This is a genomic window from Paraburkholderia flava (genome assembly GCF_004359985.1).
GTDB classification, from domain to species: domain Bacteria; phylum Pseudomonadota; class Gammaproteobacteria; order Burkholderiales; family Burkholderiaceae; genus Paraburkholderia; species Paraburkholderia flava.
In genome coordinates, this window is record NZ_SMRO01000001.1 from 209,573 (window position 1) to 227,504 (window position 17,932).

Sequence of the window (17,932 nt, forward strand, 5' to 3'; positions counted from 1 at the left end):
GTTCGATGCCGCGCGCCCGCACCTCCGAACTCGTCAGACGTGCGTACGACGCGGGCGATGCACAGGCCGCGATTACGCTGCTTGAACAAAGCATGGCGCTCGGCCACCGGCGGATCGCGTTGATCCGTTATCTGCAGGCCGAACATCTGCATGCGCCGCTCGATGCGCGGCATCACGACTATGTACGCGGCGTCGCCGCACGGATGAGTGCGGCGACGCTGGCTCGTGTGGTCGGTGAAGCGCGTGCACGCGCGAGGCGCGTGCGGGACGTCGAGTGCGCAGGGGACTCAGTGGATGAGATTGCGCGCGCGGTATTTCATGTGCCGGATGCGGGGCATGTGGGCTGATCGTTGCGCAGTGTGCGCGGTTTAGCAGTCGTAGGCTTGCGAAACGATGTGCGCAGTACACCCGTCGTCAGCGCAGTGCCGATCAGCACGATGCCGCAGCCGGCAATCATGGTAAGCGTGAGCGTCTCGCCGAGAAAGAGCGCGCCCCACAACACTCCGAACGCAGGAATCAGAAACAGCGCGGTCATCGCGCGGCCGGGGCCAACCCGTGCGATCAATCGCAGGAACAGCACGTAGGCGAATGCCGTGCACGCGAGTGCAAGCACGAACAATGCGGCCCAGGCGCGCGGCGCCGGCGACGTAGCAGGCCACAGCACGGCGGCCGGTATCGCGAGCACGATCGCCGACACGATCTGGCCACCGGTTGCGATCGCGAGCGGCGACACGTTGTCGAGGTATCGCTTGCTCAGGTTCGCCGAGAAACTGTAGAGCAGCGTCGCGCACAGGCATGCGCCGATGGCGAGCGTGGTGGCGTGCGCGTGCGCATCGTGTGCGCCGTGTCCTGAATGGCCGAAGCCCGCCTTGTCCCACACGAGCCACAGCACGCCCGCGAAGCCGACTGCGAGCCCTGCGATGCGCATGCCATCGAGCTTTTCGCTCAGCCAGAAGCGCGCGATCACTGCGGTAAAGAGCGGCGTCGCGGCCGTGAACATCGACGACTGGCCGGCGGGAATCGTCAGCGCGGCGAAGCTGAACAGCACGAACGGCAGCGCGGAATTCGTGATGCCCGCGAGTGCGATCGGCTTCCAGTGCTTGCGCAGATCGCGCAGACCCTGGCGGTCGCGCAGTGCCAGCACCGGTGCGAGCAGCAGAGCCGCAAGTGCCGCACGGGCACCTGCGAGCGGCACCGCGCCGAACTGTCCGGCGCCCATGCGGATGAACAGATACGACGCGCCCCACAACGCGGCGACGCCGATTAGTGTGGCGAGATCGGTGCGCTTCATGGTTGTTCTCCTCGGTGTTGTTTCGGGGGATCAGAGCTTGTGTCACGGCTCCACAATAGGCATTCTTCTGGTATGCATAAAGAACCATAAATGGGAAATTTTATGGAACCAGAATATGGGCCGTTCGAGTTCCCGCTGACCCTGCCGCCGCGCGATTCGCGCAACCTGCTGCGCGAACTGCACCGGCAACTGCGCACGGCGATCCTCGATGGGCGGCTTGCGCCCGGTCTGCGGCTGCCCGCGACGCGCGCATTCGCCGACGCGTGCGGGATCTCGCGCAATACGGCGGTCGCTGCGTACGATCTGTTGCTGAGCGAGGGCTATCTGGTCACGCGTCGGAAGGCCGGTACGTTTGTCGCGGATGCGTTGCCGCAGCGCGCGATGCGATCGACTGCTCCGACTGCGACGCGCACAACCGGGCGGGGCGATCCACGACTCAACGCGTACTGGCGTGCGCAGTCGCTGCCGGCCTACGAACCGATGCCGACGCCGAAGCCGCACGACTTTCAGTTCGGCGTGCCGGAGAAACGCTTTTTTCGCTTCGACATCTGGCAGCGTTTGTCGGGGCGCGCGTTGCGTGCGCTGTCGCGTGCGCCTGCGATCTATTCGGACGCGCAGGGCCGCACGGCACTACGCGAAGCGATTGCCGCGCACGTCGCGTTCGCACGCGCGGTCGCGTGCCGGCCCGACGACGTGATCGTCACCGCAGGCGCGCAACAGGCGTTCGATCTGCTCGCACGGATTCTCGTGACGTCGGGCCGTACCACCGTCGCGATCGAGAACCCCGGTTACCCGCCGATGCGCTCGGCGTTCGCGCTCGCGGGCGCACGCGTGGTGCCGGTGCCGGTCGATAACGAAGGGCTCGTGGTCGACCGTCTGCCTGCCGATGCGCGAGTGATATGCGTGACGCCGTCGCATCAGTTTCCACTGGGCACGGCGATGTCGATGCGGCGACGCGTGGCGTTACTCGACTTCGCGAGGACGCACGGCGCAGTGATCGTCGAGGACGACTACGATGGCGAGTTTCGATTAGGCGCGCGGCCGCTCGATGCATTGCAGACGCTCGATCGCTCGGGCTCGGTGTTCTACGTCGGGACATTTTCGAAGAGTCTGCTGCCGTCGCTGCGGCTCGGCTATGTGGTCGCGCCGTCGTGGGCACAGCCTGCGCTGATCGCATTGAAGCTGCGTACCGAATGGCATACAGGGGTGCCCGCACAGGACACGCTCGCGGCCTTCATCGCGGAAGGGCATCTGGCGCGGCACGTGCGCAAGATGCGCGACGTTTATGGTGCACGTCGGCGGTTGCTGCTGGAAATCTTGCAGCGCGATTTCGACGGGTTGCTCGAACCGATCGCATCCGATGCGGGGCTGCATCTCTCCGCGTTCGCGCGGCCAGGACGGCGCGACGTCGACCGGCTGTTGCAACGCACGTTCGAGCGCGGCGTGCGCTTCGAAGCGCTGTCGGCCTATAGCGTTGGCGCAGGCGCACGCAGCGGCATCGGCTTCGGTTACGGCGGCGTGGACGAGACGGAGATTCGCGAAGGACTCGCGATGCTGCGGGAGGTGTGGCGCACGGGGTAGTGCGGAGAATGAAAAAGGCGATGCGGCTTGCGCATCGCCTTTGCTTGATACGCTTACGGCAGCGAGATCGTCAGATTCGCGGACTGCGGTCCGAGCTTGACGACCTGCGAATACGGCGCGAGCGCATGCAGCGTCGAGTCGCGCAGATACGTATTCAGCCCGAGATACCCGAGCATCCCGACGAGCGCGAACACGGCGCCGATCGCCCACAACGGCACTTCGCGCTTCAACCGGTGCGCGACCTGATCGGGCAGCGGCCAGTGCGGCGCGAACGGCGCGCGCTTGCCCTTCATGTGCGCGATTTCGTCGCCGAGCCGCGCGGTCAGGTAAGCAAGCTTCTCCGGACCTTCGAGCAGATACTTGCCCTGAAAACCGAGCAGCAGACACATGTGGAACACCTCAAGCGACTGCAGGCGCGCAGCACCCTGCGCGCGGCACTCTTCAAGGTAGTGATAGAACTTCTCGCCGGCCAGCTGCTCGCCGAACAGCACGAGCTGCAGCGGACGCCGTTCCCATTCGGTGCGAATGCGGAACGTGGACGACAACACGGATTCGTCGATCGCCGCACAGAACGCGAATTTTGCCGCGTAGACATCTTCGGCTGCGACGTTCAGCTTTTTCGCGCCGCGTTCGAAGTCGCCGAGAAACTGCTGGATGCGCGAGCCGAACTCGGCAGCGTCGCCAGGCTCGCGGCCGTTCTTCAGCAGGAACAGCATGAAGAAGCCGTCATACAGCAGGTCGAGCAGCGACCGGACCTGGTAGCTGGGCTCGGCGAGCGGGGCGGAGGCGGGATTCGGGGCCGGCTGGTTGCCGTCGCCGAACAGGGAGGGCGCGTAGCTCATGATGTGACGGCGATCAGTTCGAGTTTGAGATCGTTGATTCCGGACGGCGCGTAGATCATCGCCGACTGGGCCTGCAGCATGCGGTCATACAGCGCGCCGCGCGTTTCGAACGAGAAGTAGCATGCGCCGGGTCGCACGGGAATCGCGGGCGGCACTTGCGGCGTATAGACGAGGCGCACGCCGGGCATCGCGGACAGCACCAGCTTGTCGACGTCGTCGGGGGCACCGACCTTGAAGCGCGCGGGCACGGCTTCGACGAGTTCGACGGTGGGCATGTCGGCCGAGACGGCGATGTAGAACATCGTCTTGTCGTCGATCTTGCCGGAGTCGAGACGGCCCGTATGGAACGACGGCCGTACTTCTTCCAGTGCAATCGCGAAGTAGCGCGTCGAGATCACGGTTTCGAGCAGGTCGCGCAGGATCGTGTCGAGCCGTGCGAAACCGGGGCCCGGATCGTCGTGCCGGTACGGCGGCAGATCGGCGAGTGCGTAGCCTTTCGAGAACGTCATCAGCTGGCCGGCCAGGCGCAGCAGTTCCTGGAAGAGCCGTTCGGGATGCAGTGCGGCGTGCTGGTACAGATGCGCGAGCGACGCGAATGCCGCGCTCGCGGTGTGCAGCAGCCAGAACGACGCGATGTCGCCCGAGCGGAACTCGATGATGTTTTTCGTCGGCTCGCGGTGAAAGCCGTACAGCGCATTGACCTTCGCCTGCAGCGCATCGATCAGCTGACGCAGACGCTGGTGCAGGATCGGCGACGCGTCGATCGCGAGGCACGGCGGCACGAACGCATCGTCGATCTCGAAGCCCGAGGTCGCGGTGCGGCGCACGCGTACGAGCGGCACCGACAACAGCTGGTCGCGCGGTTCGCTGTGCGCGATCAGTTTGACGCTGGTCTTGAGGAACGTGATGTCGGCTTCGGCCGCATCGGTGAAATGATCGGCGACCGGCGACTGCTCGCTAACGTAGCGCGACACGAAACCTGCGTTGCGGTCGGCCGAATAGTTGGCGCCCGTTTCGCGCACCGGATGCAGCGCCAGATAGAACGTGAATTCGTTGATGCCGTCGGGCAGCGTATCGAGCGCGATCGGCGGGGGGAGCTCGTCGGCCTGCGGCGCGGAGTAGAGCGCGCCGTCCGGAAACACCAGCGACAGCTCGCTGACGCGCAGCACGTTGCTGCCAAGCGCGTCGCGATCGAGGCGCACCGAACGCACGCCCCAGTTGTACGGCTGGATCGCCTGAATCGACTCGAACAGGCGAGCTTCGTGATAGGCGTCCTGACGCTGAAAATGCTGCGGCCTGAGAAAAAGGCCTTCCCCCCAGAGCACCTTGGCTGAATAACTCATCTCAAACCTGTTATATGCGTCGGGCCAACTGCCGATCCATACATAGAACGATGAATCGGCAAAAAGTGTTAAATGACATTACAGCGACATCTTTAACCGCAACTGACCGAAGAAAGCAAATTGAGCGGTTGTGCCGGCATTCCCTGTTCGACCGGTATCACCGTGCCGCTGGTTACGGTCATTGCGCAGTTATGAAGGCCAATCATTATGCCGGATTTCTCCGACTTCGCCGGATCGAAAGCGAATTTCCAGCGCTGCATCGCCGGATCGCGGAACAGCGCGACGATACCGAATGCCTGCGCTTCGCGCGAGACCTTTTCGGTCACGTTGTAACGCTGGCCGGGAATCAGCGTCACCTCGCGGACATTGAGCAGATCGGCGCCGAGCGTCGTCTTTTCCTTGTTCGGATCGGTGAAGGTATCGAATGGGGCCTGCTGGAACGAGGTCGGGTCTTTCAGCGAATAGAGGCGGACCACCAATGCAAGCGGTTTGTTGTCGGTGGCTGCATTCAGGTTCGGCGCCGCATAGAGCGTCAAGCCTATATTGCGCGGCGGCTTCTGCGCGTCGGGCAAATCCGGCTTGGTGAGGCCGGTAGCCTGCATCACCGCCTGCGCCGCGGTGCCGAGTGCTGGAATGGCTGCGGCGCAGCCCGCGAGAAGCGGCACGCTCGCCACGAGGATCGTCGCATAACGCGCTGTATAACGGATTAAAGCCAGATTCATTTATATCGACAGGCGTGTCGGGCCTGTCGTCTCCCGTCAAGGCGTTAAAGATCGTTAGAAAAGCAAACGGAAAGCTTCGTCTTCATGCAGAAGGAAAGGAGGGCGTTGATGCAAATTGCATGCTTGGCAGCACCGTCCGGTAAAGTTGCCGGAAATTTTTTCCGTGATCGGCAATCACGGAGTTTTGTTTCCGGAAACTATTTCTTCTTTACATCGCCAGTTAACCTGAACCTGATTTTTTTGAGCTTCGACCCGGTTCACACGAAAGTTGAATTATCAAAAATTGGCCTGTACTATACCCGCGCACTTCTAGCAAAGCAAAACTCTGGTTTTTCCTTGAATTAAAAAATCGCACGTCGGTGAAAAACGATGAAAGAGCGTCTTTTTGTAAAAGTATCTGGGGCAGTGTTGGCATGCGCGGTGATGGCCGGGTGTGCAACGCAGGCAAACAATACGCCACCGACGCCGGAGGCATTCAATAAGAGTCTCTCCGATGCCGATACGGTCGCCAAGGGCGGCGATCAGGATCGCGCAATGGGGCTTTATCAGCAATTGGCAAAATCGGATCCCACGCGCGAAGAGCCGTGGTCGCGCATCGCGCAGATCCAGTTTGCGCAAGGTCACTACGGACAGGCGATCGTTGCCGCGCAGGAAGCGCTGCAACGCGATCAGACCGATCGTCAGGCGAAGAGCGTGCTCGCGGTTGCCGGCTTGAGAGTCGCGACGCAATCGCTCGGCGAACTGCGTCAGGATGCGTCGCTTGCCGGCGATGCGAAGTCGGATGCGCAGGCGCTCGCGAAGCAGCTGCGCGACACGCTCGGCGAAGCTTCATTGTTCCCGCCCGATCAGACCGAGAAGCCGGTGGTCAAGAAGCGTCGCATCGTGCGTCACGTCGTGAGGGGCGCGAAGCCCGAAGAAACCGCGGCCGCTACGTCGCCCGCGACGACCACTGCGCCCGCCACCACGGCAACCGTGCCGATCGCTCCGCCGACGCCGGCTGCGCCGCCTCCGAAGGCAGCGCAAGGCGGCGGTGCATCCGATCCGTTCAGCGCGCTTCGTTGAGTTTCATCGCTGATATCACACGCTAGTTAGTTTACTTGCAGCAGGGGAGCCGACGATGGCCAAGAAAGAAAGCATTCAGAAGCGCTTGCAAAAAGTGCGGCCGCCCCGCGTTCAGTTGACCTATGAGGTCGAGCGCGGCGATGCCATCGAAATCAAGGAGCTGCCGTTCGTCGTCGGCGTGGTTGCCGATCTGGCCGGTCAGTCGGAGGTCGAGCAGCCGAAACTGCGCGACCGCAAATTCGTCAATATCGATCGCGATAATTTTGACGACGTGATGAAGGCCATCGAGCCGCGCGCTGCTTTCCAGGTCGAAAACCGGCTGAGCGAAAGCGGTGGCAAGTTCGCGGTGGATCTGAAATTCCGCTCGATCGCCGATTTCAGCCCAGATGAAGTCGTCGCGCAGATCGAACCGCTGCAGCGTCTGCTCGACGCGCGTTCGAAGCTCGCGGATCTGCGCAACAAGCTCGCCGGCAACGACAAGCTCGAAGATCTGCTGAGCGAAGTGCTGTCGAATACGCAGCAACTGCAGGCGCTTGCGAAAAGCGGCGCGGACGACCAGCACGGCGACAAGCCGGATCATGACAAGCAGGGCGAATAGGCACGGGGTGTGAGATGACTCAGCAAACGGCGGCAACCCAGGCAGCTGGCGCACAAGAGGCTAGCGCCGGAACCTCGCTGCTCGACGACATCGTCGAGAAAAGCAAGGTCGCGAAATCCGATTCCGAACACGCGCGCGCAAAAGATCTGATCGGCGAGCTCGTGCATCAGGTGCTCGACGGCACCGTGGTGGTATCGGACAACCTGTCGGCGACAATCGATGCACGCGTCGCCGAACTCGACCGCCTGATCTCCGCGCAATTGAGCGCGGTCATGCATGCGCCGCAATTCCAGAAACTCGAAAGCACGTGGCGCGGGCTCGATTACCTGTGCAAGGAAAGCAATACCGGCGCGACCGTGAAGATCAAGGCGCTGCACGCGCCGAAGCGCGACATCGTGCGCGACTTCAAGACCGCGATCGAATTCGACCAGAGCGCACTGTTCAAGAAGGTGTACGAAGAAGAATTCGGCACGTTCGGCGGCGCGCCGTTCGGCGCGCTGATCGGTGACTTCGAGATCACGCGTCAGCCGGAGGACGTCTACTTCATCGAGCAGATGTCGCACGTCGCGGCCGCTGCGCACGCACCGTTCATCAGCGCTGCTTCGCCCGAACTGCTCGGCCTCGAGACGTTCGCCGATCTCGGCAAGCCGCGCGACATGGGCAAGGTGTTCGATACCGTCGAATACGCGAAGTGGAAGTCGTTCCGCGACGCGGAAGACTCGCGTTACGTCGGCCTCACGCTGCCGCGCTTCCTCGGCCGTCTGCCGTTCAATCCGAAAGACGGTGCGACTGCTGAAGGCTTCAATTTCGTCGAGGACGTGGACGGCACCGATCACAGCAAGTACCTGTGGTGCAACGCGGCCTGGGCGTTTGCCGCGCGTCTGACAGCTGCGTTCGACGACTTCGGCTGGTGCGCGGCGATTCGCGGTGTCGAAGGCGGCGGTCTTGTCGAAGATTTGCCCACGCATACGTTCAAGACCGACGACGGCGAGATCGCACTGAAGTGCCCGACCGAAATCGCGATCACCGACCGCCGCGAAAAAGAACTGGCCGACCTCGGCTTCATCCCGCTCGTGCATTGCAAGAACTCGGACTACGCCGCGTTCTTCGCCGCACAGTCGGTGCAGAAGCCGAAGAAGTACAGCACGGACAGCGCGAACGCGAATGCGGTGCTGTCGGCACAGCTGCAATACATCTTCTCGGTGTCGCGCGTCGCGCATTATCTGAAGGCGATGATGCGCGACAAGATCGGCAGCTTTGCGTCCGCGCAAAACGTCGAGGTGTTCCTCAACCGCTGGATTTCGCAATACGTTCTGCTCGACGACAACGCGACGCAGGAACAGAAGGCGCAATTCCCGCTGCGCGAGGCGTCGATTCAGGTATCGGAAATTCCGGGCAAGCCCGGTTCATATCGGTCGGTCGCATTCCTGCGGCCGCATTTCCAGCTCGACGAACTGTCGATTTCACTTCGGCTCGTTGCCGATCTGCCGAAGCAGGCGAACGCCTGATTGTTGTTAAACGAAGTCAATAAGCCCGGGCCGGCCGCCCGGGCGGGCTGTCAAAACCACCTCTTTGGGGAGTCGATGCATTATGAAGGATCTCTACTTAAAATTCGGCAATCCGGCTATCAAGGGCGAGTCGCAGGACAAGGACCACGCAGGCTGGATCGAACTCGATTCGTTTAGCCATCTGATCCTGCAACCGCGTTCCGCTACCGCATCGACGGCAGGTGGACATACGGCCGAACGCTGCGAACACAGCGATATGCGCTTCACGAAGGACATCGACGTGGTCAGCCCGCTGATGTATCAGCATGCTTCCGGCGGCACGACGTTCGACGAAGTGACGATCGACTTCATGCGTTCGGACGGCGAAGGCAACCGGATCAAGTACCTCGAAGTGAAGCTGAAATACGTGATCATTTCGAGCATTGCTCCGAGCGTCGTCGGCGAAGGACTGCCGAGCGAAGAGTTCGCGTTGAAGTACGCCGCCGTTCAGTGGAAGTACACGCAGCAGAAGATCGGCGGCAACCAGGGCGGCAACGCGCAAGGCGCGTGGAGCCTCACGAAGAACGACAAGACCTACGCGGTCTGATGCATAGACGGCCGCCGCGTACACTCGCAGTGCGTCGCGGCCGTATTGTGTCGCACCGGTTCTGCACCGCCAGATGAAGCGATTCGAACCGAGTTTTCTCGACAAGCTGTTCGACGATGAACCGCATTTGCCGGCATCCCCGGCCATGCGGCAATTGTCGCTGGAAGAATTGAAGAGCACCGTCGCTCGCGACGTCGAAGCGATCCTGAACACGCGGATCGCACTGACCGAGCACGATCTGGCGGCATTGCCCGAGTGCCGGCGTTCGGTGCTGACCTACGGATTGAACGACTTTGCCGGGCTGAGCCTCGCGAGTCACTACGACCGCACGTTCATCTGCAAGTCGATCCAGCAGGCCATCGAGCGGCACGAGCCGCGATTGCAGCAGGTCGCGGTGACGCTCGAGCTGAACGAGCAATCCACCAACGCGCTGAATTTCGCGATCCAGGCGCTGCTGGTCGTACATCCGGCAGAAGAGCCGGTCAGTTTCGACGCAATGTTGCAACCGTCGACGCTGCAGTATTCGGTGACGCGCTCGCGCGCGAAGCTTTAATTCCGCCGGTTGCACTCCGCGCCACGGCAGCGGCGGCGGGTTCGACCGGGATGGTTCGGGGGTTCGGGGACGACTGATGGAAGAACTGCTGCCGTATTACGAGCGCGAACTTGCCTTTCTGCGCCGCTATTCGCGCGATTTCGCCGAGCGCTATCCGAAGATCGCGGCCCGTCTCGCGATGTCGGGCGAGCACTGCGAGGACCCGCACGTCGAGCGCATGATCGAATCGTTCGCGCTGCTCGGCGCGCGCATCAACAAGAAGCTCGACGACGATTACCCTGAGTTCACCGAAGCACTGCTCGAAGTGCTTTATCCGCACTATCTGCGGCCGTTTCCTTCGTGTTCGATCGCGCAGCTGGGTACGTCGGCGGCGCTGAGCCATCTCACCGAACCGGTGACGATCGAACGCGATACCGAATTCAAGTCGCGTCCGATTCGCGGCGTGCAGTGCCGCTTTCGCACCGCATACGATGTGACGCTCGCGCCGATCCGCATTTCCGAGGCGAAGTACACGTCGGTCGCGATGGCGCCGAGCGCGACTGTTCTGCCGGGCAACGCGACGGCGATCGTCTCCGTGACGTTCGAATCGACGTCGCCGCAACTCGATCTGTCCGCGATGAAAGTGGATCAGTTGCGTACCCACCTGCACGGCGAGCAGTCGTTTATCGCTGCGTTGTCCGATTGCCTGTTCGTCAACGCGCTAGCCGCGTACGTGGAAGGTGACCGGCGCGGCGTATGGACGCCGCTGCGCGGACTGCCGTTCATACAGGCCGGCTACGACGAGGCCGACGCGCTGATCGACTATCCGGCGAAGTCGCACCCGGCGTACCGCCTGCTGACCGAATACTTCGCGTTTCCCGACAAATTCAACTTCATCGATTTCGATCTGCCCGCGATGACGCGCGCGAGCGGTCGCTGTCAGCGCATGACGCTGCACATCGTGCTGAAAGAAGTTCGCAGCGATTCGCACGTTGCGCGGTTGCTCGATGGGTTGTCGGCGCATCATTTCCGGCTCTTCTGCACGCCGGTCGTCAATCTGTTCAAGCAGCACGGCGAGCCGATTCGTGTGAGCCATCAGTCGATCTCGTACCCGGTCATTGCCGAAGCGCGTCGTGCGTTTGCCTATGAGGTTTATTCGATCGATTCGGTGAAGCTCGTGCGGCAGCAGGCGCATGAGGAATCGGTGATCGAGTTCCGGCCGTTCTATTCGCTGCATCACGGCGAGGCGTCGCGCGCAGGCCACTACTGGTTCGCACGGCGTAACGACTGGGTCGCGCAGAAAAGTCCCGGCTACGAAACGGAAATCTCGATCGTCGACATCGATTTCGAGCCGTCGTCGCCGCAAACCGACACGCTGAGCATCGACCTGACCTGCACGAATCGCGATTTGCCGGCAGGACTCGCGGTGGGACTCGAAGGCGGCGATCTGTTTCTCGAAGGCGGTTCGCTGACCGGCAACATTACGATGTTGCGCAGGCCTACGCCGAGCGTGCGCTTCGAGCGCGGCCGCGCCGCGCACTGGCGGTTGATCTCGCATCTCGCGCTGAACCACGTGTCGCTCGCGAGCAGCGGTCTCGCCGCGCTGCGCGAAATGCTGGTGCTGTACGACCTGCGCCGCACTGCGGTGTCCGCGCGGCACATCGACGGCATCACCGGCATCGAGCAGCACGCGGCCGTACAGTGGCTGCCCGGCAAACCGTTCGCGACCTTCGTGCGCGGCATCGAAATCCGCCTGACGATCGACGAGGAGCATTTCGTCGGCACGAGTCTCGGCGCGTTCGTCCGCGTGATCGATATGTTCTTCGGGCTGTATGTTCACCTGAACAGTTTTGTGCAACTGATCGTGCTGTCCCAACGCACTGGTGAGGAAATCCTTCGATGCAAGCCCCGCAGCGGCGAATCGATCCTGGCGTAATCGAGCGGCTGCTCGACGAGCCGTACCGCTTCGAATTTTTTCAGGCGGTGCGGATGCTCGAGCGCTGGTTCACCGACGACGCGCAAGCCGGACAGACGCGTCCGGGCGACGTCGTCGCGCGGCGTATCGGATTCCGCAACACGTTGTCGCTCGGTTTTCCGCCGAGTGAGATAGAAAGTGCGCAGTCGTACAGCGACGACCGCATCGCGCTGAAAGATCAGGGCAAGCGGCTCGAGGCGCTTGCAGAAGGCAAAATCACACGTGTCGACCTGACGCCCGCGTTCTTCGGTTTGCTTGGCGGGCAGGGCGCATTGCCGCTGCATTACACCGAACAGGTGGTCGCGCGCGAGCAACTGAAGCGCGACCGCGCCGCGCGAGAATTCTTCGACATCTTTTCGAATCGCGCGACTGCGCTGTTTTACGCCGCGTGGAAGAAGTATCGCCTGCCGTTTCACTACGAGCTGGATCGCGACGAACGCTATCTGCCGTTGCTGCTGTCGCTTGCCGGTGTTGCGAACGACGAGTCGCGCGACAGTCTGCAGGAAGGCACGGGTGCGCTGTTCGACGAGGCAATTGCCGGCTACGCGCTTGCGGCGCGGCATCGTCCGGTGTCGGCCGCGTATCTGCAGCGCACGCTGTCGGACTATTTCATGGTGCCCGTGCGCGTCGATCAGTTCGTCGGCAAATGGTACGAGGTGCCGAAAGATCAGTTGACCGTGCTCGGCCAGGTGAATGCGGTGCTGGGCGCGACCGCGCTTGCCGGCGAGCGCGTATGGCAACGCGACATGCGCGCGCGGCTGGTGATCGGCCCGCTATCGAAAAAGGACTACGAGGCGTTTCTACCCGGCGCCGAGCGCGCGGTTGCACTGGAGCGCATGCTGACGCTGCTCGCCGGAGTGACGCTCGAATACGAAGTATCGCTGGTGCTGCGGCGCGTGGAAGTCGGACCGAGCCATCTGGGCGCCGGTGCGCGACTCGGATGGGATGCGTTCCTCTGCACGCAGGACGCCGATCGCGACCGCGCCGACGCACGCTACGAATTGCACGTCATTCATTGATCTTCATGCTGGACCGGACCCTGGATCGCACGACATGAGCACGCCGCTAAAAACCCTGATCGCGAAACTGAACACCACGTGCCGGCAGGCGGCCGAACGCGCCGCGAGTCTGTGCCTGTCGCGCGGGCATTACGAGGTCGACCTCGAGCACCTGATGCTGACGTTGCTCGACGAATCGGCCAGCGACGTATCGCTCGTCATCGCCGCGAGCCGCATCGACGCGCACGCGCTGCGCGCCGATCTCGAACGCGAACTCGAACACCTGAAGACCGGCAATACGCGCACGCCGGTGTTCTCGGTGCATCTGATCGCGCTGTTCGAACAGGCATGGTTGATCGCGTCGCTCGATTCGCAGATCGGTCGCATTCGCTCCGGGCATCTGCTGCTCGCACTGTTGACCGCACCTGATCTCGCGCAGTTCGCGCAGCGCATGTCGCCGTTGCTGACGCGCGTGCGCGTGACCGATCTGAAGCACAAGTTCGATGAACTGACGGCGGGTTCTGCGGAAGTCGAACGCGGCGGTGATGCAAACACAACCGCGAGCAACGGCGATGACGCGTCCGTCCCCAGCGGCGAAAACGCCGCGCAAAAAGGACCGACAAAGACCCCCGCGCTCGACACGTACACGACGAACCTCACGCAGCGTGCACGCGAAGGCAAGATCGATCCGGTGATCGGCCGCGAAGCGGAAATCCGTCAGGCTATCGATATCCTGATGCGCCGTCGCCAGAACAATCCGATCATGACCGGCGAAGCGGGTGTCGGTAAAACGGCGGTCGTCGAAGGGCTCGCGCTGCGCATCGCTGCCGACGACGTCCCCACACCATTGCGCGGCGTCGCGCTACACGTGCTCGACATGGGACTGTTGCAGGCGGGCGCGAGCGTGAAAGGCGAGTTCGAAAACCGCCTGAAGAACGTGATCGACGAAGTGAAGAAGAGCGCGCACCCGCTCATTCTCTTCATCGACGAAGCGCATACGATCATCGGTGCCGGCGGACAGGCTGGACAAAACGATGCGGCAAATCTGCTGAAGCCGGCACTCGCGCGTGGCGAACTGCGCACGATCGCCGCGACGACGTGGAGCGAGTACAAGAAGTACTTCGAAAAAGACGCGGCGCTCGCGCGGCGTTTTCAGGTCGTGAAGATCGAAGAGCCGAGCGAAACGCTCGCGGCCGCGATGCTGCGAGGCATGGCCGGGCTGATGGAAAAACACTTCAACGTACGCGTGCTCGACGACGCGATCACCGAGGCCGTGCGTCTGTCGCATCGCTACATCAGCGGTCGGCAACTGCCGGACAAGGCGATCAGCGTACTCGACACCGCGTGCGCGAAAGTCGCGCTTGCGCACAGTTCGACGCCGGGTGCGATCGACGACACGAAAAAGCGCATCGAACGCATCGATGCGGAAATCGCTGCGCTCGACCGTGAAGAGGCGAGCGGTGCGGTACACGACGAACGCCTGACCGAACTGCGCGCGCTGCGCGAAACCGATCTGCAGAAAGTAGCCTCCGACGAAGCGCGCTACGACAAGGAACGCGCGCTGGTGACGGAAATCGGCGCACTGCGCGCGGATATCGACGCGGCACGCGGTGGCAGCGCGGACGCAGAAGCCGCACAGAAAGCGGAGCGTGCGCGCGAAACGCTCGCGGCGCGCGCAGCCGAATTGCAAACATTGCAGGCAGGCCAACCGATGGTGCCGCTGCAGGTCGACGGTCACGTGGTCGCGGAAATCGTCGCTGCGTGGACCGGCGTCCCGCTCGGCCGGATGGTGAAGAATGAAATCCAGACCGTGTTGAATCTGCAGTCGCTGCTGTCTGCACGCGTGATCGGCCAGGACCATGCGCTCGACGCGATCGCACAACGCGTGCGCACCGCGAGCGCGAATCTCGAAGACCCGAACAAACCGCGCGGCGTGTTCATGTTCGTCGGACCGTCGGGTGTCGGCAAGACCGAAACCGCGCTCGCGCTCGCCGACATTCTCTACGGCGGCGAACGCAAGCTTGTGACGATCAACATGAGCGAGTATCAGGAAGCGCACAGCGTATCGGGGCTGAAGGGCTCGCCGCCGGGCTACGTCGGGTACGGCGAGGGCGGTGTGCTGACCGAAGCCGTGCGGCGCAATCCGTACTCGGTCGTGCTGCTCGACGAAGTCGAAAAGGCCCACCCCGATGTACTCGAAATGTTCTTCCAGGTGTTCGACAAGGGCACGATGGACGACGCCGAAGGTCGCGAAATCGACTTCCGCAACACGCTGATCATCCTCACGTCGAACGTGGGGTCGACGGCGATCATGCAGGCGTGTCTGAACAAGAGCGCGGAGGAACTGCCCGACGCCGACGAACTGACCGAAACGCTGCGTCCGCAGTTGTACAAGGCGTTCAAGCCCGCGTTTCTCGGCCGCATGAAGGTCGTGCCGTATTATCCGATTTCCGATGACGTGCTCGTCGAGATCATCGAACTGAAGCTCGAACGGATCCGCCGTCGCATCGAGGCGAATCACAAGGCAGTGTTCGACTGGGACGAATCGCTGGTCGATGCGGTGCTCGCACGCTGCACGGAAGTCGACTCGGGCGCGCGCAATGTCGATCACATCCTGAACGGCACGCTGTTGCCGGAAGTCGCGCAGGAAGTGCTGGAGCGCATCGCGGAGGGCGCGGCGATCGCGCGCATCTCGGTGCGCGCGGACGAGTCCGGCGCGTTCCAGTACACGGTGGCCTGACGCACGCGCCGGCCCGACGTTACAACCGCTGACGTTACAACCGATTTCTATGGCCTCCGTCATGACGACCGATCTCACTGCGCTGCTCGCGCCCATCAACGAAACCTCGCCGTGCGGGGACGATCTGCTGTTCTCGTCCGACTTCGACGCGATCCAGAACGCGCGGCGTTTCGAGGACCCGTCGCTCGATCAGGGCGAGTGGGTGACCGACATCAAGGAAGCGGACTGGTCGTTCGTCGCCGAGCGCAGCACCGCGCTGCTGCAGAGTCAGACGAAGGATCTGCGGCTCGCGGTATGGCTCACCGAAGCGTGGGCGATCGAGGATGGCGTTGCCGGGCTCACGCAGGGCTACGCGCTGCTGACCGGTCTGTGCGAGCGCTTCTGGGAGCAGGTGCATCCGTTGCCCGAAGGCGACGACACCGAGTACCGGCTCGGCAATGTTGGATGGCTCGTGGGGCGTTCGGCGGAGCTGTTGCGTGCGATGCCGGTCACGCATGCGTCGGGTGCGCTGTACAGCACGATCGACTGGGAAGTAGCGACGCACGTTGCGCAGGCCGTGAAGCGCGACCCCGAGCACGCGGACGATATCGCGCGCGGCAAGCCATCGGTCGAACAGATCGAGGCGTCTAAACGCGCGACGCCCGCATCGTTCTACACGACGCTGTTAGCTGGCCTGAAGGATTTCGAGGCGACGCTGCAGGGACTCGAACAGGAACTGGACAAGCGTGCGGGCGATGCCGCACCGAGTTTTCGCCAGATCAAGGATGCGTACGACGGCGTCTATCGGCTCGCCGAGCGTTTCGCACGCGACGTCGGTGTCGATGCGAATGCCGTCGTGCAGAAGGCCGCGCCGAAACAACCCGAGATCGCGGAACGCAATGAGCCCAGCTTCAAGACGCCGCTCGCGGAGGACACCGTGCACACATCCGCTTCACATGCGCCCGTCGCTGCTCCGACCGTGACCGTAGCCGGCATTCAGACCCGCGCACAAGCCGTCGACCAGTTGCGCGCAGTCGCGAAGTTCTTTCGCGCGACGGAGCCGCACAGCCCGGTTGCGTATCTCGCAGACAAAGCCGCCGAGTGGGCCGACATGCCGCTGCACCAGTGGCTGTCGACGGTGGTGAAGGACGATGGCTCGCTCGCGCACATTCGCGAGCTGCTCGGTGTGAAGCCTGACGAGAAAGCCTGAGCGGGCGCGTTGCCCGCCAGGACGATTTTCTACGATCCCGCGCGGAATTCGATGCGACGGTTACGCGCGCGACCATCGGTCGTATCGTTCGACGCGATCGGCTGATCCGGACCGACGCCGGTCGTCGTCAACTGCTGCGGCGAAATGCCCTTCGCGACCAGATAACCTTTGACCGTGTCGGCGCGCGCCTGACTCAGCGCGATGTTCGACGCGCGATTCCCCGCATTGTCGGTATGGCCGATGATCTCGACGGTTTTCGTCGTCAGCTTCGCGAGCACCGCAGCCATCTGATCGAGAATCGCGCGGCCTTGCGGCGTCAACGTCGCGCTGCCGGTTTCGAATTCGATCGTGCGGTTCGCGAGCGTCTGATCGAGCACGCCCTGTTCGGATGCGCTGACGCGCAGCCCGTTGCGGATCGTGTAGGTCGGGTTCAGTGCGTTCGCCATGTCGCTCGCGAGCTGCTGGCGCTGCGACTCGTTCTGCACTTCACCCTTCACGTCGATCTGCGTGCCATCGATCTTCAACTGCCCCTTCTTGATCTGCCTGAGCGGCGGCCCGATCAGCTTCTGCACGTTGCTCGCCCAGTTCGGCGGCGTTGCGACGTCGCCGACTTCGATCTGATCGACCACGTTGCCTGCGCCGTACGTGTCGCGCAACCGCGCGAGCACGGCGGCCTTGGTCGCTTCGTCGGGCACCTTGCCGCCGACTACAACCTGACCGGGGACTGCGTTCGCAGCAGGCGGTATCTCGGTGGTCGCGGGGGCCGGGTTCGCGGCGGCAGGCGCGGACGTTGCGGGCAGGATCGTCGTATGTACCTGCACGCCACTATTGTCGACGGGCGTGACGCGCGCCGGACCCGCATCGTCGGCGAAGGCTGCACCGCTCGCGAAGAAGCCCGCGAAGAGACTCGCGACGAGCAGGGCAGCGGCAGTGAGCCGCAGCGGGCGGTGTCGATAGGTCGTCAT

Annotated in this window: 16 protein-coding genes and 1 pseudogene; 12 read left to right on the forward strand and 5 right to left on the reverse strand. The window is 62.9% G+C overall.

Annotation, left to right across the window (positions count from 1 at the left end; genetic code table 11):
* Positions 1 to 5: 5 nt before the first annotated feature.
* Positions 6 to 257 (forward strand): annotated as a pseudogene (locus E1748_RS00930) (hypothetical protein); the annotation flags it as partial.
* A 59-nt stretch (positions 258 to 316) separates the two neighbouring features.
* Here the strand turns inward: E1748_RS00930 and E1748_RS00935 are convergent.
* The gene (locus tag E1748_RS00935) at positions 317 to 1,291 is read right to left on the reverse strand and encodes a DMT family transporter (protein WP_133645280.1); all 975 of its coding nucleotides are present in this window, start codon (positions 1,289 to 1,291) and stop codon (positions 317 to 319) included.
* Positions 1,292 to 1,393: 102 nt separating this feature from the next.
* On the opposite strand from E1748_RS00935, the gene pdxR reads away from it, so the two are divergent.
* Positions 1,394 to 2,872 carry a MocR-like pyridoxine biosynthesis transcription factor PdxR gene (gene pdxR / locus E1748_RS00940; RefSeq protein WP_133645281.1) on the forward strand — a complete coding sequence of 493 codons (1,479 nt, stop codon included), beginning with the start codon at positions 1,394 to 1,396 and terminating at the stop codon, positions 2,870 to 2,872.
* A gap of 53 nt (positions 2,873 to 2,925) precedes the next feature.
* On the opposite strand, the gene icmH is transcribed toward pdxR, so the two are convergent.
* The 3 genes from icmH to tssJ form a co-directional block, all read right to left on the reverse strand.
* On the reverse strand, positions 2,926 to 3,714 hold the full coding sequence (gene icmH, locus E1748_RS00945; RefSeq protein WP_133645282.1) for a type IVB secretion system protein IcmH/DotU: 789 nt from the start codon (positions 3,712 to 3,714) through the stop codon (positions 2,926 to 2,928).
* Entirely contained in the window at positions 3,711 to 5,057 is a 1,347-nt protein-coding gene (tssK, locus tag E1748_RS00950; protein ID WP_133645283.1) for a type VI secretion system baseplate subunit TssK, read from the reverse strand. The genes icmH and tssK overlap by 4 nt, the downstream gene beginning before the upstream one ends.
* A 92-nt stretch (positions 5,058 to 5,149) precedes the next feature.
* Positions 5,150 to 5,779, reverse strand: a complete 630-nt coding sequence (tssJ, locus tag E1748_RS00955; protein WP_133645284.1) for a type VI secretion system lipoprotein TssJ — start codon at positions 5,777 to 5,779, stop codon at positions 5,150 to 5,152.
* A gap of 108 nt (positions 5,780 to 5,887) precedes the next feature.
* On the opposite strand from tssJ, the gene E1748_RS00960 reads away from it, so the two are divergent.
* The 10 genes from E1748_RS00960 (at position 5,888) to tssA (ending at position 16,967) form a co-directional block, all read left to right on the forward strand.
* Entirely contained in the window at positions 5,888 to 6,124 is a 237-nt protein-coding gene (locus tag E1748_RS00960; RefSeq protein ID WP_133645285.1) for a hypothetical protein, read from the forward strand.
* Positions 6,125 to 6,148: 24 nt separating this feature from the next.
* Positions 6,149 to 6,841, forward strand: a complete 693-nt coding sequence (locus tag E1748_RS00965; RefSeq protein WP_133645286.1) for a tetratricopeptide repeat protein — start codon at positions 6,149 to 6,151, stop codon at positions 6,839 to 6,841.
* A 55-nt stretch (positions 6,842 to 6,896) separates the two neighbouring features.
* Positions 6,897 to 7,439: a type VI secretion system contractile sheath small subunit gene (gene tssB, locus E1748_RS00970; RefSeq protein WP_133645287.1), complete on the forward strand. Its 543-nt coding sequence runs from the start codon at positions 6,897 to 6,899 to the stop codon at positions 7,437 to 7,439.
* A 14-nt stretch (positions 7,440 to 7,453) separates the two neighbouring features.
* A complete protein-coding gene (gene tssC, locus E1748_RS00975) occupies positions 7,454 to 8,947 on the forward strand; it encodes a type VI secretion system contractile sheath large subunit (protein WP_133645288.1) in 1,494 nt (497 codons plus the stop codon).
* A gap of 82 nt (positions 8,948 to 9,029) precedes the next feature.
* Positions 9,030 to 9,533, forward strand: coding sequence for an Hcp family type VI secretion system effector (locus E1748_RS00980; protein ID WP_133645289.1), 504 nt, complete (start codon positions 9,030 to 9,032; stop codon positions 9,531 to 9,533).
* 73 nt (positions 9,534 to 9,606) lie between these two features.
* Entirely contained in the window at positions 9,607 to 10,086 is a 480-nt protein-coding gene (tssE, locus tag E1748_RS00985) for a type VI secretion system baseplate subunit TssE (protein ID WP_133645290.1), read from the forward strand.
* 76 nt (positions 10,087 to 10,162) lie between these two features.
* Positions 10,163 to 12,001, forward strand: a complete 1,839-nt coding sequence (tssF, locus tag E1748_RS00990; protein WP_133645291.1) for a type VI secretion system baseplate subunit TssF — start codon at positions 10,163 to 10,165, stop codon at positions 11,999 to 12,001.
* Positions 11,965 to 13,059, forward strand: coding sequence for a type VI secretion system baseplate subunit TssG (gene tssG, locus E1748_RS00995; RefSeq protein ID WP_133645292.1), 1,095 nt, complete (start codon positions 11,965 to 11,967; stop codon positions 13,057 to 13,059). The genes tssF and tssG overlap by 37 nt, the downstream gene beginning before the upstream one ends.
* 34 nt (positions 13,060 to 13,093) lie before the next feature.
* Positions 13,094 to 15,778, forward strand: a complete 2,685-nt coding sequence (tssH, locus tag E1748_RS01000; RefSeq protein WP_133645293.1) for a type VI secretion system ATPase TssH — start codon at positions 13,094 to 13,096, stop codon at positions 15,776 to 15,778.
* A gap of 61 nt (positions 15,779 to 15,839) precedes the next feature.
* The gene (tssA, locus tag E1748_RS01005; RefSeq protein ID WP_133645294.1) at positions 15,840 to 16,967 is read left to right on the forward strand and encodes a type VI secretion system protein TssA; all 1,128 of its coding nucleotides are present in this window, start codon (positions 15,840 to 15,842) and stop codon (positions 16,965 to 16,967) included.
* 29 nt (positions 16,968 to 16,996) lie between these two features.
* Here tssA and E1748_RS01010 read toward each other — a convergent pair whose 3' ends face one another.
* Positions 16,997 to 17,932: an OmpA family protein gene (locus E1748_RS01010; RefSeq protein ID WP_133645295.1), complete on the reverse strand. Its 936-nt coding sequence runs from the start codon at positions 17,930 to 17,932 to the stop codon at positions 16,997 to 16,999.